The organism is Citrobacter sp. Cf118 (assembly GCF_030334095.1).
Lineage (GTDB): Bacteria > Pseudomonadota > Gammaproteobacteria > Enterobacterales > Enterobacteriaceae > Citrobacter > Citrobacter freundii.
Genome location: NZ_JAOWES010000056.1, coordinates 282,239 through 306,018, shown reverse-complemented (window position 1 = coordinate 306,018; position 23,780 = coordinate 282,239). Strand labels below are relative to the sequence as shown.

Annotated in this window: 24 protein-coding genes and 1 pseudogene; 11 read left to right on the top strand and 14 right to left on the bottom strand. The window is 54.3% G+C overall.

From position 1 onward, the window contains the following. Window positions 1–60: 60 nt before the first annotated feature. Window positions 61–1,170 (bottom strand): high-affinity branched-chain amino acid ABC transporter substrate-binding protein LivK, encoded by a 1,110-nt coding sequence (gene livK, locus OGX67_RS03505; protein ID WP_003023433.1) that lies wholly within the window; start codon window positions 1,168–1,170, stop codon window positions 61–63. A 423-nt stretch (window positions 1,171–1,593) separates the two neighbouring features. Between livK and panM the strand changes: the two genes are divergently transcribed. Then, window positions 1,594–1,977, top strand: a complete 384-nt coding sequence (panM, locus tag OGX67_RS03500; protein ID WP_003023430.1) for an aspartate 1-decarboxylase autocleavage activator PanM — start codon at window positions 1,594–1,596, stop codon at window positions 1,975–1,977. After that, window positions 1,962–2,088 (top strand): annotated as a pseudogene (locus tag OGX67_RS03495) (hypothetical protein). Before panM ends, OGX67_RS03495 begins: the two are co-directional and overlap by 16 nt. 83 nt (window positions 2,089–2,171) lie before the next feature. Here OGX67_RS03495 and livJ read toward each other — a convergent pair. The 5 genes from livJ to ftsY form a co-directional block, all read right to left on the bottom strand. Beyond that, window positions 2,172–3,275, bottom strand: a complete 1,104-nt coding sequence (gene livJ / locus OGX67_RS03490; RefSeq protein WP_003023428.1) for a branched chain amino acid ABC transporter substrate-binding protein LivJ — start codon at window positions 3,273–3,275, stop codon at window positions 2,172–2,174. 270 nt (window positions 3,276–3,545) lie between these two features. After that, on the bottom strand, window positions 3,546–4,400 hold the full coding sequence (gene rpoH, locus OGX67_RS03485) for an RNA polymerase sigma factor RpoH (protein ID WP_003023425.1): 855 nt from the start codon (window positions 4,398–4,400) through the stop codon (window positions 3,546–3,548). A 255-nt stretch (window positions 4,401–4,655) separates the two neighbouring features. Then, entirely contained in the window at window positions 4,656–5,714 is a 1,059-nt protein-coding gene (ftsX, locus tag OGX67_RS03480) for a permease-like cell division protein FtsX (RefSeq protein ID WP_003837835.1), read from the bottom strand. Then, window positions 5,707–6,375, bottom strand: a complete 669-nt coding sequence (gene ftsE, locus OGX67_RS03475) for a cell division ATP-binding protein FtsE (protein ID WP_003023420.1) — start codon at window positions 6,373–6,375, stop codon at window positions 5,707–5,709. The genes ftsX and ftsE overlap by 8 nt, the downstream gene beginning before the upstream one ends. A 2-nt stretch (window positions 6,376–6,377) precedes the next feature. Beyond that, window positions 6,378–7,904 (bottom strand): signal recognition particle-docking protein FtsY, encoded by a 1,527-nt coding sequence (gene ftsY, locus OGX67_RS03470; protein WP_071696364.1) that lies wholly within the window; start codon window positions 7,902–7,904, stop codon window positions 6,378–6,380. A gap of 276 nt (window positions 7,905–8,180) precedes the next feature. Between ftsY and rsmD the strand changes: the two genes are divergently transcribed. Together rsmD and OGX67_RS03460 are read left to right on the top strand one after the other, a co-directional pair. Further along, window positions 8,181–8,777, top strand: coding sequence for a 16S rRNA (guanine(966)-N(2))-methyltransferase (gene rsmD / locus OGX67_RS03465; protein WP_003837832.1), 597 nt, complete (start codon window positions 8,181–8,183; stop codon window positions 8,775–8,777). After that, entirely contained in the window at window positions 8,767–9,042 is a 276-nt protein-coding gene (locus OGX67_RS03460; protein WP_003023415.1) for a DUF1145 family protein, read from the top strand. The genes rsmD and OGX67_RS03460 overlap by 11 nt, the downstream gene beginning before the upstream one ends. Window positions 9,043–9,142: 100 nt before the next feature. Here OGX67_RS03460 and OGX67_RS03455 read toward each other — a convergent pair whose 3' ends face one another. Continuing rightward, window positions 9,143–9,502, bottom strand: coding sequence for a DUF2500 domain-containing protein (locus OGX67_RS03455; RefSeq protein WP_003023413.1), 360 nt, complete (start codon window positions 9,500–9,502; stop codon window positions 9,143–9,145). Window positions 9,503–9,643: 141 nt separating this feature from the next. On the opposite strand from OGX67_RS03455, the gene OGX67_RS03450 reads away from it, so the two are divergent. Both OGX67_RS03450 and zntA read left to right on the top strand, forming a co-directional pair. Continuing rightward, complete coding sequence (locus OGX67_RS03450) at window positions 9,644–10,270, top strand: lysoplasmalogenase (protein ID WP_003827558.1); 627 nt, start codon at window positions 9,644–9,646, stop codon at window positions 10,268–10,270. A 74-nt stretch (window positions 10,271–10,344) separates the two neighbouring features. Further along, on the top strand, window positions 10,345–12,543 hold the full coding sequence (zntA, locus tag OGX67_RS03445; RefSeq protein WP_003837820.1) for a Zn(II)/Cd(II)/Pb(II) translocating P-type ATPase ZntA: 2,199 nt from the start codon (window positions 10,345–10,347) through the stop codon (window positions 12,541–12,543). Window positions 12,544–12,636: 93 nt separating this feature from the next. On the opposite strand, the gene tusA is transcribed toward zntA, so the two are convergent. Beyond that, window positions 12,637–12,882: a sulfurtransferase TusA gene (gene tusA, locus OGX67_RS03440; protein WP_003023404.1), complete on the bottom strand. Its 246-nt coding sequence runs from the start codon at window positions 12,880–12,882 to the stop codon at window positions 12,637–12,639. 168 nt (window positions 12,883–13,050) lie between these two features. On the opposite strand from tusA, the gene OGX67_RS03435 reads away from it, so the two are divergent. Together OGX67_RS03435 and OGX67_RS03430 are read left to right on the top strand one after the other, a co-directional pair. After that, complete coding sequence (locus OGX67_RS03435) at window positions 13,051–13,716, top strand: 7-cyano-7-deazaguanine/7-aminomethyl-7-deazaguanine transporter (RefSeq protein ID WP_003023401.1); 666 nt, start codon at window positions 13,051–13,053, stop codon at window positions 13,714–13,716. A gap of 72 nt (window positions 13,717–13,788) precedes the next feature. After that, window positions 13,789–14,346 (top strand): DcrB family lipoprotein, encoded by a 558-nt coding sequence (locus OGX67_RS03430; protein WP_003837816.1) that lies wholly within the window; start codon window positions 13,789–13,791, stop codon window positions 14,344–14,346. 3 nt (window positions 14,347–14,349) lie between these two features. On the opposite strand, the gene OGX67_RS03425 is transcribed toward OGX67_RS03430, so the two are convergent. After that, the gene (locus tag OGX67_RS03425) at window positions 14,350–15,567 is read right to left on the bottom strand and encodes an MFS transporter (protein WP_086504651.1); all 1,218 of its coding nucleotides are present in this window, start codon (window positions 15,565–15,567) and stop codon (window positions 14,350–14,352) included. A gap of 281 nt (window positions 15,568–15,848) precedes the next feature. On the opposite strand from OGX67_RS03425, the gene OGX67_RS03420 reads away from it, so the two are divergent. The 3 genes from OGX67_RS03420 to nikR all read left to right on the top strand — a co-directional run bounded on the left by OGX67_RS03420 (window position 15,849) and on the right by nikR (window position 17,990). Next, window positions 15,849–16,898 carry an AI-2E family transporter gene (locus OGX67_RS03420; protein ID WP_003023393.1) on the top strand — a complete coding sequence of 350 codons (1,050 nt, stop codon included), beginning with the start codon at window positions 15,849–15,851 and terminating at the stop codon, window positions 16,896–16,898. 62 nt (window positions 16,899–16,960) lie between these two features. After that, on the top strand, window positions 16,961–17,539 hold the full coding sequence (gene acpT, locus OGX67_RS03415; RefSeq protein ID WP_257651322.1) for a 4'-phosphopantetheinyl transferase AcpT: 579 nt from the start codon (window positions 16,961–16,963) through the stop codon (window positions 17,537–17,539). A gap of 49 nt (window positions 17,540–17,588) precedes the next feature. Then, the gene (gene nikR / locus OGX67_RS03410; protein WP_003023387.1) at window positions 17,589–17,990 is read left to right on the top strand and encodes a nickel-responsive transcriptional regulator NikR; all 402 of its coding nucleotides are present in this window, start codon (window positions 17,589–17,591) and stop codon (window positions 17,988–17,990) included. Window positions 17,991–18,100: 110 nt separating this feature from the next. Here the strand turns inward: nikR and OGX67_RS03405 are convergent, their stop codons facing one another. The 5 genes from OGX67_RS03405 to OGX67_RS03385 form a co-directional block, all read right to left on the bottom strand. After that, complete coding sequence (locus OGX67_RS03405; protein ID WP_003837808.1) at window positions 18,101–18,460, bottom strand: type II toxin-antitoxin system HicB family antitoxin; 360 nt, start codon at window positions 18,458–18,460, stop codon at window positions 18,101–18,103. Continuing rightward, a complete protein-coding gene (locus OGX67_RS03400; protein ID WP_257651323.1) occupies window positions 18,457–18,732 on the bottom strand; it encodes a type II toxin-antitoxin system HicA family toxin in 276 nt (91 codons plus the stop codon). Before OGX67_RS03400 ends, OGX67_RS03405 begins: the two co-directional genes overlap by 4 nt. Window positions 18,733–18,809: 77 nt before the next feature. Then, window positions 18,810–19,934 (bottom strand): ABC transporter permease, encoded by a 1,125-nt coding sequence (locus OGX67_RS03395; protein WP_048213609.1) that lies wholly within the window; start codon window positions 19,932–19,934, stop codon window positions 18,810–18,812. Next, window positions 19,934–22,681, bottom strand: a complete 2,748-nt coding sequence (gene rbbA / locus OGX67_RS03390) for a ribosome-associated ATPase/putative transporter RbbA (RefSeq protein ID WP_048218800.1) — start codon at window positions 22,679–22,681, stop codon at window positions 19,934–19,936. Before rbbA ends, OGX67_RS03395 begins: the two co-directional genes overlap by 1 nt. After that, window positions 22,678–23,745, bottom strand: coding sequence for an HlyD family secretion protein (locus OGX67_RS03385; protein ID WP_003023381.1), 1,068 nt, complete (start codon window positions 23,743–23,745; stop codon window positions 22,678–22,680). The genes rbbA and OGX67_RS03385 overlap by 4 nt, the downstream gene beginning before the upstream one ends. Window positions 23,746–23,780: the final 35 nt, after the last annotated feature.

Here is a 23,780-nt window from a genome sequence, read left to right as displayed (position 1 = left end):
AGGTAACCTTTTTATACCCGCCCATTTTACACGGGCGGTGGGATAACTCGTCTTCAGGTATTACTTCGCGACGGTCGATGAACCGTCCGCATGCCACTGGAAGACACCAAACTCAAATCCCTTCAAATCGCCTTTTTCGTCCCATTTCAGCGGCCCAATCACGGTATCAGCCCCGTGTGCTTTCAGATCTTTCACCAGGTCCAGCGGCTCTTTGCTACCGCTGCGATCCATTGCTGTCGCCAATGACTGGACGGCTGCATAAGTGATCCACACGTACGGTCCAGTTGGATCTTTCTTGTCAGCTTTGAGCGCATCGACGATAGCTTTATTCGCCGGATCCTGGTCATAGCGTTTTGGCATGGTCACCAGCATGCCTTCAGCGGCATCACCAGCAATGTTAGACAGCGACGCATTGCCGACGCCCTCTGGTCCCATAAACTGGGTTTTCAGCCCGACGGAACGTGCCTGGCGCAGCATTTGCCCCATTTCCGGGTAGTAGCCACCGTAATAAACAAAGTCGATATTTTCTTTTTTCAGGCGAGCGATCAGCGCAGAAAAATCTTTTTCCCCGGCGGTGATACCGTCAAAGAAAACGATGTTGGCTTTGCCCGCTTTCAGGCTGTCCTGCACTGAACGCGCCAGGCCTTCACCGTATTGCTGTTTATCGTGAATGATGGCAATGCGCTGCGGCTTCACCTTCTCCAGAATGTATTTCGCGGCGGTCGGCCCTTGAGAGGAGTCCAGGCCCGCTGTACGCATAATGTGAGCGTAACCGCGCTGGGTCAGTTCCGGGTTTGTGGCGCCCGGAGAAATCATCAGAATGCCTTCGTCTTCGTAAATATCTGATGCCGGTTGAGTCGATGAAGAACACAGGTGGCCAATTACGTACTGAATGCCGTCGTTGACGATTTTGTTCGCGACGGCAACGGCCTGTTTCGGATCGCAGGCATCGTCATATTCCACAGCGACCAGTTTGTCGCCTTTGACCCCGCCTTTGGCATTGATATCTTTAATGGCCTGACGTGCGCCATTAAATTCCATATCACCCCACTGCGCGACCGGACCTGACATCGCGCCGACAACAGCGACCTTGATATCTTCCGCCATGACCGCGTGTGACATTGCCAGTGCTATCACCCCTGCGATGATTGTTTTCGCATTCCGTTTCATTACCTGAATCCCCATTCGTGACGTAATTAATATTTTGTATTTATGTGGTTAAAAAGCAGTCTGTGCTTTTTTTGAACTGCACTATTTTTACCAGTCTCATTAATGGTTTAGCGCAGTCATTTAAGCAAAATCAGGCTAAAATCTCTATTTTTCAGTCGATTAAGAAAAGATAATATTCTGCTTTTCACTATAGATAAACAAAAAAAAGCACGTTTGTCAGCATAAAATAACGGTACAAAGAGCCGAATAAAATGCTGCATTCCAGGGTATTATTCTGCCTGTTTTTCAATCTCTACGGTTTCAAACTGTCATTACTGTTGTTACAAAATTATTAATCTGGTTATTCACATAAAAAAGAGAAAGCATCCGGGCGAATTATTTCGGTACACTCATTCCATCTTTTGTGATTTGGACATGCTGTTAATGAAGCTGACCATCGTTCGTTTAGATAACTTTAGCGACCAGGACCAGATTGATCTGGGCAAAATCTGGCCGGAATATTCCGCCTCATCATTAAGCGTAGATGAAACGCACCGGATCTACGCCGCGCGCTTTAACGAGCGTCTGTTAGGCGCAGTTCGCGTAACCCTGAGCGGCACGCAAGGCGCATTGGATTCCTTGCGCGTACGCGATATCACCCGCCGCCGCGGCGTCGGGCAGTATTTGATCGAAGAAGTGATCCGGGAAAACTCTGACGTGAGTTCATGGTGGATGGCCGACGTCGGCGTTGAAGACCGCAGCGTGATGGCCGCGTTTATGCAGGCGTTAGGGTTTACGGCCCAGGAAAATGGCTGGGAAAAAAGATAAAAAAGCCGGATGGCGCTGACGCTTATCCGGCCTACATGCTGGGAGAAAAAATAAAAAACCACCTCGCAATTTTCCAAGAATTTCGCGCTGCAGGAAGGCGGCAAGTTATGAAGTCCCCGGGAGCTTACAGAAGTAAGTGACCGGGGTTGAATAACGTAGCCAACGCACCTGCAGCGCGAAAGGCGCCAGGAAAATTACTTAGCGTCTGTCGCCGTACCATTCGCATGCCAGTCAAACACGCCGAATTCGAAGCCCTTCAGATCGCCCTTCGCATCCCATGACAGCGGCCCCATTACGGTTTCCACTGAGTTTGCTTTCAGGTATTTGGCAATTTCAGCCGGGTCGTCAGACTGGTTCAGACCGGCCTGCAAGGATTGCAGCGCGGCGTAGGTGGTCCATACGAATGCACCACTCGGATCCTGTTTCTTGGCTTTGATCGCGTCCACAATCGGTTTGTTCGCCGGAACCTGATCGTAGTTCTTCGGTTTCGTTACCAGTAAGCCTTCTGCAGACTCACCCGCGATGTTAGACAACGACACGTTCGCTACCCCTTCTGGTCCCATAAACTGGGTTTTCAAACCCGCAGCGCGTGCCTGGCGCAGAATCTGCCCCATTTCCGGGTGGTAACCACCGTAGTAAACGAAATCGATATTCTCTTTCTTCAGACGCGCCACCAGAGTAGAGAAATCTTTCTCGCCAGCGGTGATCCCATCGAAGAACACCACGTCAGCGTTGGCTTTCTTGAGGTTGTCCTGCACGGAACGCGCCAGGCCTTCACCATACTGTTGTTTGTCGTGAACGATCGCAATGCGCTTCGGCTTCACTTTTTCAACGATATATTTGGCAGCAGTCGGGCCCTGATCGGAATCCAGACCGGTGGTACGTAACACCAGGTTATAGCCGCGCGCGGTCAGCTCCGGCGCCGTTGCCGCTGGGGTAATCATCAGAATGCCTTCGTCTTCATAGATATCTGACGCAGGCTGAGTGGAAGATGAGCACAGGTGGCCGATAACATATTTAATCCCGTCGTTGACCACTTTGTTAGCTACCGCTACCGCTTGTTTCGGGTCACAGGCATCGTCATATTTCACCATGACCAGTTTGTCGCCTTTCACGCCGCCTTTGGCATTGATATCTGCAATCGCCTGCTCTGCGCCAGTAAATTCCTGATCGCCATACTGCGCTACCGGACCGGACATCGCGCCGACGACAGCAACTTTAATATCCTTAGCAAACGCCATATTGCTCAAAGACAGGGCGATACATCCTGCCAATAACGCTTTACCCTTCATATTCATCCTGACAATCCCCATTATTGTGGTTATTACGTGTGTTGTGATGTTGTTGTTCAGCACTTTATTTCGATTATTGGATAGCCACCCGTGCTTTAGCAGCATACTCTGCTAAAACATACCCGATTTTTATTATTTTGGAATAGCTAAATTTGACATGCAGATAACAACTTGATGACAAAAAGCATAAACGTCAGGAGAGAGGGGGAGAGATAAAAACAAAAAACCCCGGATTTTCATCCAGGGTTTATCAGCATTTCCAGGTCGGCTGGAAGATTATGCTTCGATCGCCGCGCGCAATTTTTTCATGGCGTTCTTTTCAAGCTGACGAACACGTTCAGCGGAAACGCCATAGCGATCGGCCAGTTCCTGCAACGTCGACTTGTTGTCTTCGTCCAGCCAACGAGCACGAATGATGTCCTGGCTACGCTCGTCCAGACCTTCCATTGCGTGGGTCAGTTTGTTCGCGGCCTGATCTTCCCAGTTATCTTCTTCAATGCCGTCGGCAAAGTTAGAAGATTTATCCTGCAGATACAGCACCGGGGCCATCGGCTGGCTGTCAGACTCATCGTCTGAAGACATGTCAAACGTCATGTCCTGCGCCGCCATACGGGATTCCATTTCGCGCACGTCTTTGCTGGAAACACCCAGCTCGCGAGCAACCATTTCAACTTCATCCTGGTTAAACCAGCCCAGACGCTGCTTGGTTTTACGCAGGTTAAAGAACAGCTTACGCTGCGCTTTAGTGGTCGCGACTTTAACGATACGCCAGTTACGCAGAACGTATTCGTGGATCTCAGCTTTGATCCAATGCACAGCGAAGGAAACCAGGCGCACACCCACTTCCGGGTTGAAACGGCGCACGGCTTTCATCAGGCCGATATTACCTTCCTGAATCAAATCCGCCTGCGGCAGGCCATAGCCCGCATAATTACGAGCAACATGAACAACAAAGCGCAGGTGAGACAGGATCAGCGTTTTAGCTGCTTCCAGATCGCCCTGGTAATGCAGCTTTTCAGCCAGTGCCCGCTCCTCGTCAGCCGACAACATCGGCCACGCGTTCGCAGCCCGGATGTAAGATTCCAGGTTACCAACAGGGGCTAAAGCTAAATTTTGCATTTCTTTGGTCATTCAAATCCTCTCAATCTTTTCATCTGGCGCATTGGCTAAAACCAATAGCAACAACCATGCCAGAGCTTATGAGCAACGAGAATATCATTCAATCTTTTATCAGACAGTGATTTTATCCACAAGTTCCATGTCGTAATGTGTATAGATTACGCACAAAATGTGACATCACAATGAATACGCCGGGAAGAGATCACAGGGACTCTTTCCCTGCAGAGCGAACTACTCAGTGCAGGGAAAGATTATACCAGAGATTTTTTAATCGGGGGTAAAGTGGCGTAAATGTTGAACCGTGGCAAGCCAGGCTGCCACCCAGCCAATCATCGAGCACACCAGCAGCAATAACAGGCATTCATCGAATGATAAGCCATTGATATCAAACTTGGTTCCAAATACCTGTGCCACTTCAGTCACCGCTGACGACAGACGCATCACCAAAATTTCTGACAAAATCAGTGAAAGAAATGCACCGGAAAAACCGAGCAGTGCCCCGCCGTAGAGGAACGGACGCAGGATAAATCCATCCGTCGCGCCAATCAGTTTTTGCACGTTAATGGTATCGCGACGCGCAAAAATACTCAGACGCACGCTGTTACCGATGACGAGGAAGACCGCCGCCACCATCAGCACGCCAATCATCGCGGAAACGCGTCCGACAAGGCCCGTCAGCGCCGCCAGGCGAGCGAACCAGCTGTCATCCATCCGCACTTCATCAATACCGTTGATTTGTGCGATGCGGTCACGCAGCGTGTTTAGCGACTCCGTACCCTGGAAGTCCAGTTTCGGAATCACCACCGCCACGGCCGGCAGCGGGTTCTCTTCCAGCATATCCAGCGCACCGCCAAATCCAGACCAGTTACGGAATTCGCCCAGCGCGTCGTCACGGGAAAGATAATTCACTTTCTCCACGCCCTGCTCGGCCTGCAACTGACCAACCACCCGCGCCGCCGCATCATCATCCAGCGTTTTTTGCAGGTAAACGGTGATCTGCGGGGACGGATAATACTGGCTTGCTGCATGGTTTACGTTCTTATAAACCATGTAGCACACGCTTGGTAGCGTCAGGGAGATGGCAATAACCATCACCGTCAGGAACGTCGCCAGCGGCTTGCTTTTCAGGTCCTGTAACGCGCCCTGGAACGCATAACGTACCTGCTCATTAAAGACATTGGTTTTACGCGAGTTCGGCTTTGGCGCGGCCTTCGCACGCTTAGGCGCGTTGCGACCGCCATCACCCGGCGCACCGCCCGATTTACGAAAGCGATCCAGTCGGCCACCGAACTGTTTGATTTGGTTAATAGCGTCACGTCTATTCATGCGCCAGGCCTCCATGCAGATGTCCATCGCTCAGAACCATTTGGCGATAGGAGCGACGGGAGATCAGGCCAATATCGTGCGTGGCCATTAATACCGTGACCCCGACGCGGTTAAACTCTTCGAACAGGCGCAGGATCCCTTCCGACAGCGCGTCATCCAGGTTCCCCGTTGGTTCATCCGCCAGCAACACCGCAGGTTTATTCACCACCGCACGGGCAATGCCGACGCGCTGTTGTTCACCGCCGGAGAGCTGAATCGGGAAGTTTTTCGCTTTGTCCAACAGCCCGACCTTATCCAGCGCCGCTGACACGCGACGACGAATATCGTCCCCGCTGGCGCCCGCGATGATCAGCGGGATTGCCACGTTATCAAACACGGTTCTATCCATTAGCAGGTGGTGATCCTGAAAAATCATGCCAATCTGACGACGCAGAAACGGCACTTCGCGGTTTTTCAAACGGCTGATGTCATGCCCGCTAAAGTAGATTTTCCCGGCGCTGGGCCGTTCAATTCCACAAATCAGCTTCAGCAGGGTACTTTTCCCCGCGCCGGAGTGGCCGGTCAGAAACGCCATCTCGCCAGGCTGCATATGGAAGGTCACTCCCTGCAGCGCTTGTCTCCCACCGAGATAGGCCTTGCTGACATGTTCAAAGCGAATCATTGTTAATCCTCTCGGGCAAAAAGTGCCTCTATAAAATCGTCCGCTTTAAACGGACGTAAATCCTCGATACGTTCGCCCACACCGATATAGCGGATAGGGATGCCAAACTGATCGGCAACCGAGAAGATAACCCCGCCCTTCGCCGTACCATCCAGCTTGGTCAGAGTGATACCGGTTAAGCCCACCGCTTCATGGAACAGTTTGGCCTGGCTTATCGCATTCTGCCCGGTGCTGGCGTCGATAGTCAGCATAACTTCATGCGGCGCATCTTCGTCCAGCTTCTTCATGACGCGAACGATTTTTTTCAATTCTTCCATCAGGTGCGATTTATTCTGCAAACGCCCTGCGGTATCAGCGATCAGCACGTCTACGTTACGCGCCTTCGCCGCCTGGATGGCATCAAAGATAACGGACGCGGAATCCGCACCGGTATGCTGAGCAATCACCGGGATATTATTACGCTGACCCCAGACCTGCAGCTGTTCTACCGCCGCCGCACGGAAAGTATCGCCCGCCGCCAGCATTACTGATTTACCCTGCTGCTCAAACTGACGCGCCAGCTTACCAATAGTGGTGGTTTTGCCCACACCGTTGACGCCAACCATTAAGATAACAAATGGTGTTTTGCCCTCAACATTCAGCGGTTCGTCAACCTTCGCCAGAATCTCGCCCATCTCTTCTTTCAGCAGGCCGTACAGCGCTTCCGCATCTTTAAGCTGCTTGCGGCTGGCACCTTCTGTCAGATTCGCAATGATCTTACGGGTCGTTTCTACGCCCACATCGGCGATCAGCAGCTGCTCTTCCAGCTCTTCAAACAGATCATCGTCGATCTTTTTACCACGGAACAGACTGATAAATCCGGAACCGAGGTTTTCTTTTGTTTTCAGCAGGCTGCGTTTCAGACGCGCAAAGAAACCTTCTTTGGTTGGTTTTTCCTGCTCCTGGACCACCTCTTCTTCTACCGGTTCTTCTACAGCAGGTTCTTCTACCGGCGCCACCATAACCGCTTCTTCAGCAGCCTCAGCGGCCAGCGCCTGGGCTTCCAGCTCTTCGTCGGTCAGTTGCGGCTCGTTTTCAGCTTCTTCTTCAGCCGCCTCAACGATTTCCACGGTTTCCGCTTCGGCCTGCCACTCTTCGGCAGAAACTTCTTCGGTTTTCACCTCTTCCGGCAGCGGCAATTCTTCGCGTTCGATAACCACCGCCGCTGGCGTTTCCACTACAGTTTCAGCAACGGGTTCAGCAACCGGCTCAATTTCCGGCTGCGCTTGTTTGGCGACAGGTTCTTCTTCCGGCTGCAGTTTCTCAATTTCCGCAACCTGTTCAGTTACTTCAACGACTTCAGCAGCAAAGGCTTGCGTTTCCGCCTCGCTACGGGTTTCCTCGGCGCGCGGCTGTTCGTCAACGACGGTAGTTTCTTCAGCAACCGGTTGTTGTTCTTCGTTTTTTACTTCTGTCTCGTTTTCCGGTGCCTGCTCTTTTTGACCAAAGCCCAGCCAGGAAAAAAAGCCACGTTTTTTCTCTTTCGCCATTTGCGACTACACTCCCCCGCTGTTGCTTCATGGCACAGCGTCAACGCTATGTACATAGCAGCTAAAAAAATGATGAAATAGTCTATCACTTATACCCAATGAATTTCGAGTTACGTCAAGGCGGCAAGCGCACGAATCCCGATGAGCTTACTTTTAGTAAGTGATTCGGGTAAGTAAGTGCAGCCAACGAAGAGGTAACTTGAAAAGCGACGGGTTAACTTAACTCACATCACCGCCTGGAATGACATGCTATAGGCGGATTGAGCAATAATAGAAATGAAAAAACCGAATCACTCTGGTAGCGGCCAGATCCGCATTATTGGCGGGCAATGGCGTGGCCGTAAACTCCCGGTTCCGGACAGCCCCGGCCTGCGTCCGACCACCGACCGTGTGCGCGAAACGTTGTTTAACTGGCTGGCCCCGGTAATGGTCGATGCTCACTGTCTGGACTGCTTCGCCGGCAGCGGCGCGCTGGGGCTGGAAGCCCTCTCTCGCTATGCGGCAAATGCGACGCTTCTGGAGATGGATCGCGCGGTATCTCAGCAGCTACAAAAGAATCTCGCCACGCTGAAAGCCTCCCATGCCCGCGTCGTCAATACCAATACGCTGACATTTTTGGCTCAGACGGGTACGCCGCATAACGTGGTATTTGTGGATCCGCCGTTTCGCAAAGGGTTACTGGAAGAAACATTAACACTTCTGGAAACTCATGGCTGGCTGGCAAATGAAGCGTATATTTACGTTGAAAGCGAAGTAGAAAACGGTTTGCCGCCGGTTCCGGTGAACTGGTCGCTATACCGTGAGAAAGTTGCCGGACAGGTCGCCTATCGCCTGTACCAACGTGAAGCACGAGGAGAACACGATGTTGATTAACCTGGGACGCCTGCTGATGCTGTGCGTCTGGGCATTTTTACTACTGAATATTTTCCAACCCTTTCCACGCCCGCTTAACATCTTCGTTAACGTCGCACTGATATTTATGGTGCTGATGCATGGCATGCAGCTGGCGCTGCTAAAAAGCACCATGCCTAAAGATGGCCCGCAGATGACCAACGGAGAGAAAATCCGTATTTTTCTGTTCGGCGTCTTTGAGCTACTGGTGTGGCAGAAAAAGATTAAAGATCAGTTGAAGAAGTAACTGCGATCTTTTCGCCCGGCGGCACGTTGCGAGCCGGGGCGAAAAAATCTGTAGGCCGGATAAGGCGTAAGCCGCCATCCGGCATCAGTCAGATGACACCTTAGCGTTCAAGCGTAAAATCAACAAAACGCGAACCTTTGTAACTTAGCGTGCCTTTATCCCCGACCGTTAGCGCATGGTACTGCTGAGCATCCAGACGAAACGTCTGCTCCAGGCCGCCGTTTTGTGGCTTAAAGCTGGCTTCATAGCGCATGCTGGTTCCCGCCGGGCTCACTTCCTGTTGACGGGATCGTCGATCGTTAAGCGGTTTTTCCCGTTTGTTACTCACCACCACCTGCTTTTGCACCAGCGGCGCCGCATCATTATCGGCTTTTTCACGCCGCTGCTGAACAAAGCGAAACGACGCGGCGACAACAATTAAGATAATGATAACAATGAAAAAAAGTGGTGGTTTGCTCATAGTATTAACCCATCAGAAAATGCGGAAATAAGCATACATTGCCCGTTATGGTGTTGTCATCTGGCAGTGTCGACCTCTACACTGGACAGTAGAGCCGTAAGCACCCCGCTTACGAAAAAATAACGAATTCAAGGAACTAAGATGCTTTGGTCGTTTATCGCTGTCTGCCTTTCCGCATGGTTGTTCGTGGATGCTTCCTATCGTGGGCCCGCCTGGCAACGCTGGGTCTTTAAACCCCTGACGTTACTCCTGCTGGCGCTGCTGGCCTGGCAGGCGCCAATGTTTAACGCTATCAGTTACCTGGTGCTGGCTGGTCTGCTGGCCTCGCTGCTGGGCGATGCGCTGACGCTATTGCCGCGCCAACGCCTGCTGTACGCAGTGGGGGCATTCTTCCTGTCGCATCTGCTGTATACCATTTACTTCGCCAGCCAAATGACGCTGTCGTTCTTCTGGCCTTTGCCGTTGGTGCTGGTAGTACTGGGGGCGTTGCTGATCGCCGTGATCTGGACGCGTCTGGAAGAGTTGCGTGTCGCTATCTGCACCTTTATTGGCATCACGCTGATGATGGTCTGGATGGCTGGCGAACTGTGGTTCTTCCGCCCGACCGCTCCGGCGCTGTCGGCATTTATGGGCGCATCGCTCCTGTTCATTGGCAATATTGTTTGGCTGGGTAGCCATTACCGTCGTCGCTTTCGCGCCGATAACGCCATTGCCGCCGCCTGCTACTTCGCCGGACATTTCCTGATTGTTCGTTCGTTGTATCTTTAAAACGCTTGACTCTGGAGTCGACTCCAGAGTGTATCCTCCGGTTAATACGAAATGATTATCAACCGGAGGATGCCATGTCGACACCTGATACCAGTGGCAAAAAGGCCCCACAATTTTCTTCTTTCAAACCAGCGCCTGCGCCACAAAAGGCGGATGACTGCTGCTGCGAAGGAAGCTGCTCCACTACACCGCCCGTATCCGATACCGTACTAGGTACCCGCTATTCCTGGAAAGTGGCAGGCATGGACTGCGCAGCCTGCGCCCGCAAAGTAGAGAATGCGGTCCGCCAGGTCAGCGGCGTCAACCAGGTCCAGGTTCTGTTCGCCACTGAAAAACTGGTGGTCGATGCCGGTTCCGATATCCGCCAGCAAGTTGAAAACGCGGTGCAAAAAGCAGGCTATACCCTGCGCGATGAGCACGCGACGGACGCCGCCCCCGAGTCACGTTTTAAAGAAAACCTACCGCTGATTTCGCTGATTATCATGATGGCGATTAGCTGGGGGCTGGAGCAGTTCAATCATCCCTTCGGTCAGATAGCGTTTATCGCCACCACGCTGGTCGGTCTGTATCCCATTGCCCGTCAGGCCCTGCGTCTAATGAAAACCGGCAGCTACTTTGCCATTGAAACATTGATGAGCGTGGCCGCCATTGGTGCACTGTTTATCGGCGCGACGGCGGAAGCCGCCATGGTGCTGCTGCTGTTTTTAATTGGCGAACGCCTGGAAGGATGGGCCGCCAGCCGTGCCCGTAAAGGGGTCAGCGCACTGATGGCGCTCAAACCGGAAACCGCCACGCGCCTGCGTAACGGCGAGCGCGAAGAGGTGGCTATCAATACCCTCCGGCCTGGCGATGTTATTGAAGTTGCCGCGGGTGGGCGTTTACCTGCCGACGGCAAACTGGTTTCCGGTTTTGCCAGCTTTGATGAAAGCGCCCTGACCGGCGAATCGATCCCGGTTGAACGCGCCACCGGCGAGAAAGTCCCGGCAGGTGCCACCAGCGTGGACCGTCTGGTTACGCTGGAAGTGCTCTCCGAACCGGGCGCCAGCGCCATTGATCGTATTCTGAAGCTGATTGAAGAAGCGGAAGAACGTCGCGCCCCCATTGAGCGCTTTATTGACCGTTTCAGTCGAATTTACACTCCAGCCATTATGGCGGTTGCGCTGCTGGTCACCCTCGTACCGCCGCTGCTGTTTGCCGCATCCTGGCAGGAGTGGATTTATAAAGGACTGACGCTGCTGTTGATTGGCTGTCCTTGCGCACTGGTGATTTCAACCCCCGCAGCCATTACCTCTGGCCTTGCCGCCGCGGCGCGTCGTGGAGCGTTAATCAAAGGCGGTGCCGCGCTGGAACAGTTGGGTAGAGTCACACAGGTGGCGTTTGATAAAACCGGCACCCTGACCATCGGTAAACCGCGCGTCACAGCGATTCATCCGGCAAGCGGTATTGGTGAAGCTGAACTGCTGGCACTGGCGGCAGCAGTAGAGCAAGGTGCGACACACCCGCTGGCACAAGCGATTGTCCGGGAAGCACAAACACGCGAACTGACTATTCCTGTCGCAAGAGAGCAACGGGCTCTGGTTGGCTCTGGAATTGAAGCGCTGGTCGACGGCGAGCGCGTGCTGATTTGCGCCGCCGGTAAGCAGCCTGCTGATGCCTTTGCCGGGCAGATAAGCGAGCTGGAAAGCGCGGGCCAAACGGTGGTGCTGGTGCTGCGTAACGATACTGTACTCGGCGTGCTGGCCCTACAGGACACGCTGCGCGACGACGCTCGCAACGCTATCGCCGAGCTTGATCAGATTGGCGTGAAAGGCGTGATCCTGACCGGTGATAACCCGCGTGCAGCGGCCGCCATTGCCGGTGAACTGGGTCTCGAATTTAAAGCAGGACTCTTGCCGGAAGATAAGGTGCAGGCCGTTACCCATCTCAACCGACAATCGCCGCTGGCGATGGTTGGCGACGGTATCAACGATGCTCCGGCAATGAAAGCGGCTACCATCGGCATTGCGATGGGAAGCGGTACCGACGTCGCGCTGGAAACCGCCGATGCCGCCCTGACCCACAACCGCCTGCGCGGTCTGGTGCAAATGATTCAACTGGCGCGGGCCACCCACGCCAATATTCGCCAGAACATTGCGATTGCGCTGGGCCTGAAGGGGATTTTCCTCGTCACCACGCTGCTCGGGATAACCGGATTGTGGCTGGCAGTGCTGGCCGATACGGGGGCAACGGTACTGGTGACCGCTAACGCGCTGCGGTTGTTACGTAAAGGATAGTTTTTTGCCGGATGACGGCGTGGCCTTATCCGGCCTACGGGTTACACGTTCTTTGTAGGCCGGATAAGCGTTAGCGCCATCCGGCAAACAAAACTAGTGACCTTTACGCAGCAGATAGCGGTACGGCAGCGAGTCGGTCTCTTTGGCCACTAGCTCATGCTCCATAAAGGTACAGAAGCCAGGAATATCGCGGGTTGTTGCCGGATCGTCGGCGACAATCAGCAGTGTTTCACCGGCCTGCATGCCACGTACGGTTTTACGCACCATCATCACCGGTTCCGGGCAGCGCAGTCCCTGGGCATCAAGAGTATGGTCGGGGGAAGTAAACAGGTCGCTCATCGTCGTCTCATTCATACAAAAACGGCGTTATTTTACGCTCTGTTGTGGCGTAAGCCAATCAGGTTAACGATTGCGTGAAAAACAACCATTGCAATGTGCTCTTAAAGCAGTATCATGCGACGGTTTTTTATTGGGTTCCCTCACCCCATCCAACAAAAAGGTCACAATATGACTCCGTTTACACAAACTCAGCGCCTAAAAGCGTTGTTCTGGCTATCGCTATTTCATCTGCTGGTGATCACCTCCAGCAACTATCTGGTGCAGCTTCCAATCTCCATTTTTGGTTTCCATACCACATGGGGCGCGTTTAGCTTTCCGTTTATTTTCCTCGCGACCGACCTGACCGTGCGTATTTTTGGCGCGCCGCTGGCTCGACGTATCATCTTTGCGGTGATGATCCCCGCGTTGCTGATCTCCTATGTCGTTTCGTCCCTGTTTTATATGGGATCGTGGCAGGGATTTGGCGCACTGCTGCACTTTAACCTGTTTGTTGCCCGTATCGCCGCCGCCAGCTTTATGGCTTACGCGCTGGGACAAATTCTGGATGTGCATGTCTTTAACCGCCTGCGCCAGAACCGTCGTTGGTGGCTGGCACCGACAGCGTCCACGCTATTTGGCAATATCAGCGATACGTTGGCCTTCTTCTTTATCGCTTTCTGGCGTAGCCCGGATGCCTTCATGGCCGAGCACTGGATGGAAATCGCGCTGGTCGATTACTGTTTCAAGGTGCTGATCAGCATTATTTTCTTCCTGCCGATGTACGGCGTGCTGCTGAATATGTTGCTGAAAAGGCTGGCAGATAAATCCGAAATCGCTGCATTGCAGACGAGTTAAAGGTTCATTTTCCGAGTTGTGATAAGATGGACGAATGAGCCGTTATGGCCGTTTATCGAAAGGAAGAAGTCAATGCGCAATCTGGTTAAATATGTCGGTATTGGCCTGCTGGTTATGGGGCTTGCAGCCTGTGATAATAGCGATACAAAAGCGCCAGCCGAGGGTGCTGCCGCAGAAAGTAGCGCCAGCGGACAACCGGTCAGCCTGCTGGACGGCAAACTCAGTTTTTCCCTGCCAGCGGATATGACCGATCAGAGCGGCAAGCTGGGCACCCAGGCGAACAATATGCACGTCTATTCTGACGCAACCGGCCAGAAAGCGGTGATTGTGATTGTTGGCGACAACACCAACGAAGACCTGGCTGTGCTGGCAAAACGTCTGGAAGATCAGCAGCGTAGCCGCGACCCACAGCTGCAGGTCGTCACCAATAAATCTATTGAGCTGAAAGGCCACACGCTGCAGCAGTTAGACAGCATCATCTCAGCCAAAGGCCAGACCGCTTACTCTTCCGTAGTGCTGGGTAAAGTGGACAATCAACTGCTGACCCTGCAAATCACGCTGCCTGCTGACGATCAGCAAAAAGCGCAGACTACCGCAGAAAACATCATTAACACGCTGGTTATCCAGTAACGGTTAAGACGATGACGCGGCCTCCGGTGACACCACCTGAGGCCGTTTTTTTAGCCGCCATGTCAGCAATAACGCCACCGCCACCAGCCCAGCTGCCGCCAGATAGATAACCGGCACGCCCGCCCACGTCATTATCAACCCGGCCAGCGGCCCGGTAACCCCCAGCGATAAATCCATAAACACCGTGTAGGTCGCCAGCGCAGCGCCCTGATTTTGCTGCGGGACGGCTTTTACCGCTACCACGCCCAGCGCCGGGAAAACCAGTGAGAACCCAGCCCCAGCCAGCAGAACGCCGATTTTCGCCATCCACGGCATGGAAGCCATCCCGACCAGCAGCAGCCCGACAATCTCGACGCTAAAGCAAATCATCGCCACATTCAGCCCGCCTAAACGGTTGATACCATTTGGGAACAACAGTCGAGTGCCGACAAATGTGCAGCTAAAAAGCGTCAGCGCGAAAGCTGCGCCGTCCCAGCCTTTGGCATCATAAAACAGGGTAATAAACGTGGCGATCACCCCAAATCCAGCGGAGGCCAGGGCCAGCGCCATACCGTACAACCAGACGCGCCCGAGCACCGCGCGAAACGGCAACGGTTTGCCTTTGCTGGCCTTCACCGCAGGACGAGGGAGCGCCAGCAGTATCGCCACCAGCGCCACGCCCATCACGGTCAGAGCCAGCCCCTGTAAGCCCCCCCAGGCATAAAACAGAACGCCCAGCGGCGCGCCTATCGCCATCGCGCCATAGGTCACGATGCCATTCCAGGAAATCACCCGTCCGATGTGCATTGAGCCAACTACCCCCACGCCCCACAGCGTAGAGCCAGTTCCGGCAAAGCTTTGCCCGATCCCGAGAATCACCCGCCCCAGACACAGCAGCAGCAGGCTGACCAACGGCCAGCCGTTCGTTGATCCAGCCAGCAAATAGCCCAAACCACTTAAAAAGCAGCCACACAGCCCGAATACCACAATCTTCTTTGGCCCCAGCAGATCGGCATAGCGACCGGCATGCGGACGGCTAAGCAGCGTAGCGAAATATTGCAGGCTGATAACCAGTCCAGCCCAGAAGGCGCTGAACCCCATCACATCATGGACATAGCCTGGCAAGACCGCGAGCGGCAGGCCGATGGTCAGATAGCTGGCGAAGTTGAACATCACCACAGAGACAATGCGCAGGTTAAGGCGTAAACCACTCAGCGTCGGTTCAGCGACGGGTTCGGGCATGGAGGGTCACCACGTTTTCACAACAGTGTTTCATTTCTACCATGTTGCAGACTATAAATCAGCAGCCAGTTTAGGAATATCAGTCACAAGCCAGCCGCTACACTTAGAGCCAACCCCATTAGGGCTATTTTGCTTGCCATTTCGAACCTGGGCAGTGCTCAGAATCCTCACGTACTGCGTGTACGCTCCGGTTCTTCCGCGCTGACCGTGTTCAAACTGTCTGCGCCAATAACGCCTACTGGGATGAGCTCTTAATGCAAAAACGCAAACAGGAAGAAAACATGACAACCGCTCAGCCCGATAAAACGGGTTTGCACATTTTACTCAAACTGGCTGCTTTGGTGGTGATCCTCGCCGGTATTCATGCCGCGGCGGATATCATTGTGCAACTGCTGCTGGCCCTCTTTTTTGCCATTGTATTGAATCCGCTGGTCGCCTGGTTTATTCGCCGGGGAGTACGTCGCCCGGTTGCCATTACGCTCGTAGTGGTGGTGATGCTGTTCGTCCTCACGGCACTGATCGGCGTCCTCGCGTCTTCGATCACGGAATTCATGGCCATGCTACCCAAATACAACAAGGAGCTGACACGTAAGGTCCTGCATCTGCAAGAGATGGTTCCCTTTTTAAATCTGCATATGTCCCCGGAGCGCATGCTGCAACGTATGGACTCCGACAAAATAATGACCTTCACCACCACGCTGATGACAAGTCTTTCCGGCGCCATGGCCAGCGTCGTTCTGCTGGTGATGACAGTCGTCTTTATGCTGTTTGAGGTACGTCATGTTCCTTATAAGCTGCGCTTTTCGCTGAACAACCCACAAATCCATATTGCGGGGCTGCATCGGGCGCTCAAGGGCGTATCTCACTATCTGGCACTGAAAACGTTGCTCAGCTTATGGACCGGTGCCATTATCTGGCTGGGTCTGGCACTGATGGGGATTCAGTTTGCTCTGATGTGGGGCGTGCTGGCCTTCCTGCTAAACTACGTGCCCAACATTGGCTCGGTCATTTCCGCCGTCCCGCCCATGATCCAGGCGCTGCTGTTCAACGGCATTTACGAATGCGTACTGGTTGGTGCGCTGTTCCTGGTGGTGCATATGGTTATTGGCAATATCCTCGAACCCCGCATGATGGGGCATCGGCTGGGATTATCGACGCTTATCGTCTTCCTCTCTTTGCTGGTATGGGGATGGCTGCTCGGCCCGGTAGGCATGCTGCTCTCTGTGCCGTTAACCAGCGTGTGTAAAATCTGGATGGAAACGACCACAGGCGGTAGCAAACTGGCAATTTTACTGGGACCCGGCAGGCCCAAAAGTCGATTACCGGGATAAACTTGCAAACAGCATGTGAAGAGTGGTACACAACCCCATTATTACTAAAGGTTAGTCCTGATATGTACCGGATCGTTCTTGGGAAAGTTTCTGTTTTAAGCGCTGGCGAACTGCCTGCCGCGATGAAAGAGCAAGCGCCGCAAGGTGTTCGCCGTGCGCGCTGGCTGGCAGGTCGCGTGCTGCTTTCCCATGCCCTTTCGCCATTACCGAACATCATCTATGGCGAGCAAGGAAAACCGGCCTTTTCCGCCGACACGCCGCTGTGGTTCAATCTCAGCCATAGCGGCGATGACATCGTCCTGCTGCTCAGCGACGAAGGGGAAGTCGGCTGCGATATTGAAGTCGTTCGCCCGCGCGATAACTGGCAAACGCTGGCAAATACGGTATTCAGTCTTGGGGAACACGCTGAAGTTGAAGCCGAACACCCGGAGCAACAGCTGGCGGCGTTCTGGCGCATCTGGACGCGTAAAGAAGCTATCGTGAAACAGCGCGGCGGCAGTGCCTGGCAAATCGTCAGCGTCGACAGTACCGCGCTGACCTCCTCACTCTCCGTCAGCCAGTGCCAGATCGATACCCTGAGCCTGGCGGTGTGCACCCCCACGCCGTTTACCCTGACCGCCGACGCCGTACAGCGTCTGTAATGCCCTCATTCCCGTGCGCCACCGCGCCATATCGTAAGGTTGAAATCGGATGCAACGTATCACCATTACCCTCGATGATGATTTACTGGAAACGCTCGACGGCCTGAGTCAGCGCCGTGGCTACAACAACCGTTCCGAAGCGATCCGCGATATTCTGCGCGGCGCACTGGCGCAGGAAACCACTCAGGAACACGGCACTCAGGGCTTCGCGGTGCTCTCGTATGTTTATGAGCATGAGAAGCGTGACCTGGCGAGCCGCATTGTTTCTACCCAACACCACCACCACGATTTATCGGTCGCCACGCTGCACGTGCACATCAACCATGACGACTGCCTGGAAATCGCCGTACTAAAAGGCGACATGGGCGATGTGCAGCATTTTGCCGATGACGTGATTTCCCAGCGCGGCGTGCGCCACGGTCATTTGCAGTGCCTGCCAAAAGAAGAGTAATTGCCTGTTTCGTTGCCGGATGGCGGCTACGCCTTATCCGGCCTACTCCGTTACCGTCTGTAGGCCAGGCAAGCGAAGCCCCTGGCAATAATGAGCAAACCAACTAGCAACTATGCCTGTTTGAGACTTTTGCTGAGCGTTTCGATGATCCATGTATTGACTGATACCTGTTCTTCCGCTGCCGCAAAACTTAAACGTTCTCCGAAAGACTCTGGATAGCGCAGAGTAAACGTCTTCAGCTTTTCCGGGTTTGCGTAAGGTTCTATCCCTGCGGCAGAGCAATCATCAAGATACTCTCGTAAGGAGATCTCCCCCTCTTTTTGCAGCCCCTGAATGCTGTCAGAGACAAAATCACAATAGCCTGACAATCCCAGGAACTTACCGCGAAACGCATTAAGCTCAGGGACATAATTAATTACCGCAGGTTGACCGGCGATTTCCATTGAGTTTGGCGTTTTGGGTTTGATCATGGTTTTACCCCTATATTTGTTAACCAGTCACGTACGTTTTCGACCGCGCCTTTATCTGTATCCGGAGAAGGATGTGGTCTATGAAAACTCGCAATGCTCTTATTTAAAAGAAATTTACATCGCGAGCCTCGTCCTTCTTTGATTTCGCCACCTAACGCCTTGATCAGTGACTCAATTTCCGACCACTTGATTCCCTGCGGCGTCGGTGCTTTAAAAAGCTGATCCAGCGTGTTCTTTTGCTTTTTGCGTAAAGACAACACTTTTTCCTTCATCGCATGTCCTTATGACTTCATCCTTTGAAGTCATATTATAACAGCATACAATGCAGTCAAGATATGAAGCCAACCAATTACGCCATCGTGCCAATCGTCTTTCTAAAGCGCAGCAGCGCTATCAGGAAGAACGCGCTGCCAATCGCCAACAGCGTCAGGAACTGCGGCCAGACGATGCCAAACCCTGCGCCGCGGTAAAGTATCGCCTGCGCGAGGCTGACAAAATGGGTAGTTGGCATAGTCAGCATTATGTCCTGCACCGCCTGCGGCATGCTTTCACGCGGTGTAGAACCACCAGAGAGCATCTGTAGCGGCAGCAGTACCAGAATCATCAGTAACCCCAGTTGCGGCATAGAGCGCGCCAGCGTGCCCATAAAAATACCGATCGAGGTGGTGGCGAACAGGCTCAGCGCCACGCCCAGCATAAACAGCGGTATCGAACCTTCAATCGGTACGCCGAGCACGCCTTTTACCATCAGCATCAGCGACAGACCGGAAACCACCAGCACCACCAGACCCATCGACCAGATTTTTGCCATCATGATCTCAAACGGCGTCACCGGCATAACCAGCAGATGCTCAATGGTCCCGTGCTCGCGCTCGCGAATTAGCGCCGACCCGGTAAGCACGATCGCCAGCATGGTGATGTTGTTGATAATCGCCATCACCGCACCAAAGCGGGCGGGTTCCAGATTAGGGTTAAAGCGCATACGCATTTCCAGCGCCACCGGCGGCTCACTATTGTCACGGTATCGGGCCACAAAGCTGTTCACCTCGCCGCTGATGATATTCTGGATATAGCTGTTGCCGGTAAAGGCCTGGCTCATCCGCGTGGCATCGACGTTAACCTGAATATCCGGCTGCCGCCCGGCCAGCACATCACGCTGAAAATCAGGTGGAATGTTCACGGCGAAGGTGTAGCGCCCGGCGTCCAGTCCGGCATCCATCTCATCAGCGGTGATCATCTCCGGCGGTAAAAACCATGGGCGATAAAAGCTGTTCACAATCCGGTTCGACAACTGCGACTGGTCCATATCGGCAATAGCAATCGGCGCCAGATGCAGCGAACCCGGCAGGACGGTCGCGGAAGAATAAACCGAAATCGTGAAGGCAAAGACGATCAGCGTCAGCATCGCTTTGTCACCCAGCAGGCTGCGCAACTCTTTGATGCCGAGGTTATAAATATTGCGTAATCGGCGCATCACCCCTCCTGTTTTTTCAGCAGTAATACGCTCAGACCAATCACCACCGGAATGGCTACCACCAGCGGAATAAACAGCTGCCAGAGATCGGTCAGATCCAACGCTTTAGAGAACGTCCCACGCGCGATGGTCAGAAAATGGCTGGTCGGGTAAATTTCACCAATCCAGCGTCCAGGCCCTTCGAGCGAGGCGACCGGATCGATCATCCCAGAAAACTGCGTCGCCGGGATCAGCGTAATAATCGCCGTACCAAAAATGGCCGCGATCTGGCTTTTCATAAACGTGGAAATTAACAGCCCCAGCCCGGTGGCAATGGTGACGTACAACAGCGCGGCCAGCGTCAGGGTTAAAAAACTCCCCTTATGCGGCACGCCGAACACAAACACCGACAGCGCGCACAGCAGCAGGAAGTTCAGCATCCCCAGCACGATGTACGGCAACTGTTTGCCGAGTAAAAACTCGCTGCGGGTCGTGGGCGTAACGTACAGGTTGATAATCGACCCCAGCTCTTTCTCACGCACTACGCTGAGGGCGCTGAGCATCGAGGGGATCATCATCAGCAGCAGCGGGATCACCGCCGGAACAATCGCCGGCAGACTCTTTACATCCGGGTTGTAACGATAGCGAGTTTCAATGGTCATCAGCCCGTTTTGCCCACTGGAATTGGGTTGACGCGCCATCACATCCTGCAGCCAGGTCTGATGCATCGCCTGTACGTAGCCTCTGACCGTTTCAGCGCGGCTCGGCATTGCGCCATCGACCCAGACGCCAATCTTCACCGGCGTGCCACGCGCGATATCGCGGCCAAAGTTTGGCGGGATCTCTATTGCTACCGCCACTTCGCCCGAACGCATCCGTTTGTCCAGCTCGTCATAACTGGTGAGCGGCGGCTGTTCGATAAAATAGCGCGATCCCGCCAGATTCAGCGTCCACGCCTGGCTGCTGACGGTCTGATCACGATCGAGCACCGAAAAACGCAGGTTCTCCACATCCATGCTGATGCCGTAGCCCATGATCAGCATCAGGATCACTGTGCCCATCAGCGCCAGCGTTGAACGTACCGGATCGCGTCGTAGTTCCAGCGCTTCACGGCGGCTGTAGCTGAACAACCGCCGCAGGCTAAAGCCCTGCCGCGGCGGCTGACTATTTTCATGCGCTATCGGAACATTGGCTGGCGGTAACTGAGCTTCCGGTGCCGGGCCTGCCGCTTCCTGTAACCAGGAGATAAACGCCTCTTCCAGACTGGCGGCGCCACGCTGTTTCACCAGTTCCTGCGGCGTGCCGCTGGCCAGTACTTTTCCGGCGTGCATCAGCGACATCCGGTCGCAGCGCTCCGCTTCGTTCATAAAGTGGGTGGAGATAAAAATGGTCACTTTGTCCTGCCGCGACAGATCGACCATCAGTTGCCAGAACATGTCCCTCGCCACCGGATCGACCCCGGAGGTCGGCTCATCAAGAATGAGCATTTCCGGGCGATGGATCACCGCCACCGCCAGCGACAGACGTTGACGGATCCCCAACGGCAGCGCGCCGGGCAACGCGTCTTCGACATCGGTCAGCGAAAAGCGCTCGCTCATCTCTTGTACCCGCCCGGGGATTTCTGCTTCGGGGATATGGAACAACCGCGCATGTAGTTCGAGGTTTTGCCGGACAGTTAGCTCGCTGTAGAGCGAAAACGCCTGCGACATATAGCCCACCCGGCGGCGGGTATCGATATTCTTCGGGTCAACCGCTTGCCCAAACAACCACGCCTCACCTTCGCTTGCGGGTAGCAGACCGGTGAGCATCTTCATGGTGGTGGATTTACCGCAGCCATTGGAGCCGAGAAAACCGAAGATTTCCCCGCGCGGAATACGAAAGTTAACGTGGTCAACGGCGACAAACTTACCGAAGCGCATAGTCAGGTCTTTCGCCTCGATGGCAATCTCTTCCTGCTCAGCGTGATACGGCGGGATCACCACCGGCTTATGCGCCTGGCGCTGGGCTTCAGGTAGCAGCGCGATAAACGCCTGCTCCAGCGTGTTGCTGTTGGTTTGTTCGCGTAACTGCTGGGCGCTCCCGGTGGCTAACACCTCCCCGGCGTTCATCGCTACCAGCCAGTCAAAGCGCTCGGCTTCTTCCATGTAAGCGGTCGCAACCAGCACGCTCATGTTGGTCTGCCGCTGGCGAATGCTGTTAATTAGATCCCAGAACTGGGCACGGGACAGCGGATCGACACCGGTGGTGGGTTCATCGAGAATTAACAGTTCCGGGTCGTGGATTAACGCGCAGCACAATCCCAGTTTTTGCTTCATCCCGCCCGAGAGTTTCCCGGCGGGACGGTCGCGAAACGGTGCCAGGCCGGTGCTGTTCAACAGCTCGGTAATCCGCGCTTCGCGTTCCGCTTTATCATGACCAAACAGCCGGGCAAAGAAATCGACGTTCTCATACACCGACAGCGTATGGTACAGGTTTTTCCCTAACCCCTGCGGCATCCAGGCAATGCGCGGGCAGACATCCCGTCGATGTTTTGGGTCGCGCATATCGCCGCCCAGCACCATCACGTTGCCGTGTTCAATGACCCGCGCGCCGGAGATGAGCGACAGCAGGCTCGATTTTCCGACGCCATCCGGGCCAATAAGCCCCACCATACAGCGGGCAGGGATATCCAGCGTGATGTTGTTCAGCGCGACCGTTTTCCCGTAATGCTGACTCACGCCGTCAAGGTGCGCCACGGGAGGAACGGGAACCAGCGCCAGATGCGTCATTGCGGCAACCTCACCACCAGGTCGTCAGGCCAGGGGCGATTTTCATCAACACGCACCCACGCCATGCCCGGCAGACCGGTTTTCACGTACTCCAGATGCTGCTGCAACAGCTCTGGCGGGATACGCGCTTTAACGCGGAACATTAGCTTCAGCCGTTCATCACTGGTTTCGACCGTTTTCGGTGTGAACTGCGCGACACTAGCCACAAAGCTAATGGTCGCCGGAATACGCAGATCCGGCGCGGCGTCCAGCACCAGGCGAGCTTCACCGCCAATCTTCAATAAACCAGCCTGTTCGGTAGGTAAGAAGAACGTCATGTAGACATCGCTGAGATCGACCATGTTCAGTACGCGACCGCCCGCGGAAAGCACCTCGCCCGGTTCGGCGACACGGTACTGCACGCGACCATCGCGCGGGGCTTTCAGCTCGCTGTCATCAATATCAGCGGCAATACGACGTTCGGTGGCCTGCGCGGCTTCTACGCGGGTTTGCGCCTGAATGATGCTGGTACGGGCGGCTTCAATTGCGGCTTTTGCCGCAGAGACCTGCGCCTTGGCGGATTCCAGTGCCGCGCGAGCACTTTCAGCCGCGGCCCTGTCGTCATCCAGCTGTTGCTCGGATACAGCCCCACGCAGGGATAGAGAACGGGAGCGAACGTGACGTTTAGAGACCGACTGCAGTTCCGCCTCGCGCTGTTTTACCACCGACTGCGCGGCGCGCATTTCACTTTGCCGCTGTTCCAGCAGCGCTCGTGCCGCAGCCACCGCGCTTTCGGCTTCTTTGATTTGCGCGACAGCTTCCAGCCGCTGCTCCTGCAGCACGCGGGTATCCATTTTCGCCAGCACCTCGCCCTGACGAACGAACTGCCCTTCCGATACGAGGATTGTGTCAATTCGTCCGGCAATCTTGGTGGCAATATCCACTTCGGTAGCTTCTATTCTGCCGTTGCTGGCCGCGAAACCTTCCGGAATCCCCGCAGGACGCAACATCCACCATGCTATTGCAGCAACCACCACCACAATACCCGCGCCCCACCACACCAGATGACGCTTAATCTTTTCCATATCCGACCCGCCGTAATCCCTGTTATCAAACGATG

Coding starts and splice junctions, on each gene's coding strand:
- livK (WP_003023433.1), bottom strand. CDS start 1,170: ATGAAACGGAATGCGAAAACAATCATCGCAGGGGTGATAGCACTGGCA.
- OGX67_RS03395 (WP_048213609.1), bottom strand. CDS start 19,934: ATGCGCCGATTACGCAATATTTATAACCTCGGCATCAAAGAGTTGCGC.
- OGX67_RS03450 (WP_003827558.1), top strand. CDS start 9,644: ATGCTTTGGTCGTTTATCGCTGTCTGCCTTTCCGCATGGTTGTTCGTG.
- rsmD (WP_003837832.1), top strand. CDS start 8,181: ATGAAAAAACCGAATCACTCTGGTAGCGGCCAGATCCGCATTATTGGC.
- tusA (WP_003023404.1), bottom strand. CDS start 12,882: ATGAGCGACCTGTTTACTTCCCCCGACCATACTCTTGATGCCCAGGGA.
- rbbA (WP_048218800.1), bottom strand. CDS start 22,681: ATGACGCATCTGGCGCTGGTTCCCGTTCCTCCCGTGGCGCACCTTGAC.
- OGX67_RS03400 (WP_257651323.1), bottom strand. CDS start 18,732: ATGAAGGAAAAAGTGTTGTCTTTACGCAAAAAGCAAAAGAACACGCTG.
- OGX67_RS03420 (WP_003023393.1), top strand. CDS start 15,849: ATGACAACCGCTCAGCCCGATAAAACGGGTTTGCACATTTTACTCAAA.
- ftsY (WP_071696364.1), bottom strand. CDS start 7,904: ATGGCGAAAGAGAAAAAACGTGGCTTTTTTTCCTGGCTGGGCTTTGGT.
- rpoH (WP_003023425.1), bottom strand. CDS start 4,400: ATGACCAAAGAAATGCAAAATTTAGCTTTAGCCCCTGTTGGTAACCTG.
- ftsE (WP_003023420.1), bottom strand. CDS start 6,375: ATGATTCGCTTTGAACATGTCAGCAAGGCCTATCTCGGTGGGAGACAA.
- nikR (WP_003023387.1), top strand. CDS start 17,589: ATGCAACGTATCACCATTACCCTCGATGATGATTTACTGGAAACGCTC.
- OGX67_RS03435 (WP_003023401.1), top strand. CDS start 13,051: ATGACTCCGTTTACACAAACTCAGCGCCTAAAAGCGTTGTTCTGGCTA.
- OGX67_RS03430 (WP_003837816.1), top strand. CDS start 13,789: ATGCGCAATCTGGTTAAATATGTCGGTATTGGCCTGCTGGTTATGGGG.
- OGX67_RS03405 (WP_003837808.1), bottom strand. CDS start 18,460: ATGATCAAACCCAAAACGCCAAACTCAATGGAAATCGCCGGTCAACCT.
- panM (WP_003023430.1), top strand. CDS start 1,594: ATGAAGCTGACCATCGTTCGTTTAGATAACTTTAGCGACCAGGACCAG.
- OGX67_RS03425 (WP_086504651.1), bottom strand. CDS start 15,567: ATGCCCGAACCCGTCGCTGAACCGACGCTGAGTGGTTTACGCCTTAAC.
- OGX67_RS03385 (WP_003023381.1), bottom strand. CDS start 23,745: ATGGAAAAGATTAAGCGTCATCTGGTGTGGTGGGGCGCGGGTATTGTG.
- acpT (WP_257651322.1), top strand. CDS start 16,961: ATGTACCGGATCGTTCTTGGGAAAGTTTCTGTTTTAAGCGCTGGCGAA.
- zntA (WP_003837820.1), top strand. CDS start 10,345: ATGTCGACACCTGATACCAGTGGCAAAAAGGCCCCACAATTTTCTTCT.
- OGX67_RS03455 (WP_003023413.1), bottom strand. CDS start 9,502: ATGAGCAAACCACCACTTTTTTTCATTGTTATCATTATCTTAATTGTT.
- OGX67_RS03460 (WP_003023415.1), top strand. CDS start 8,767: ATGTTGATTAACCTGGGACGCCTGCTGATGCTGTGCGTCTGGGCATTT.
- ftsX (WP_003837835.1), bottom strand. CDS start 5,714: ATGAATAGACGTGACGCTATTAACCAAATCAAACAGTTCGGTGGCCGA.
- livJ (WP_003023428.1), bottom strand. CDS start 3,275: ATGAATATGAAGGGTAAAGCGTTATTGGCAGGATGTATCGCCCTGTCT.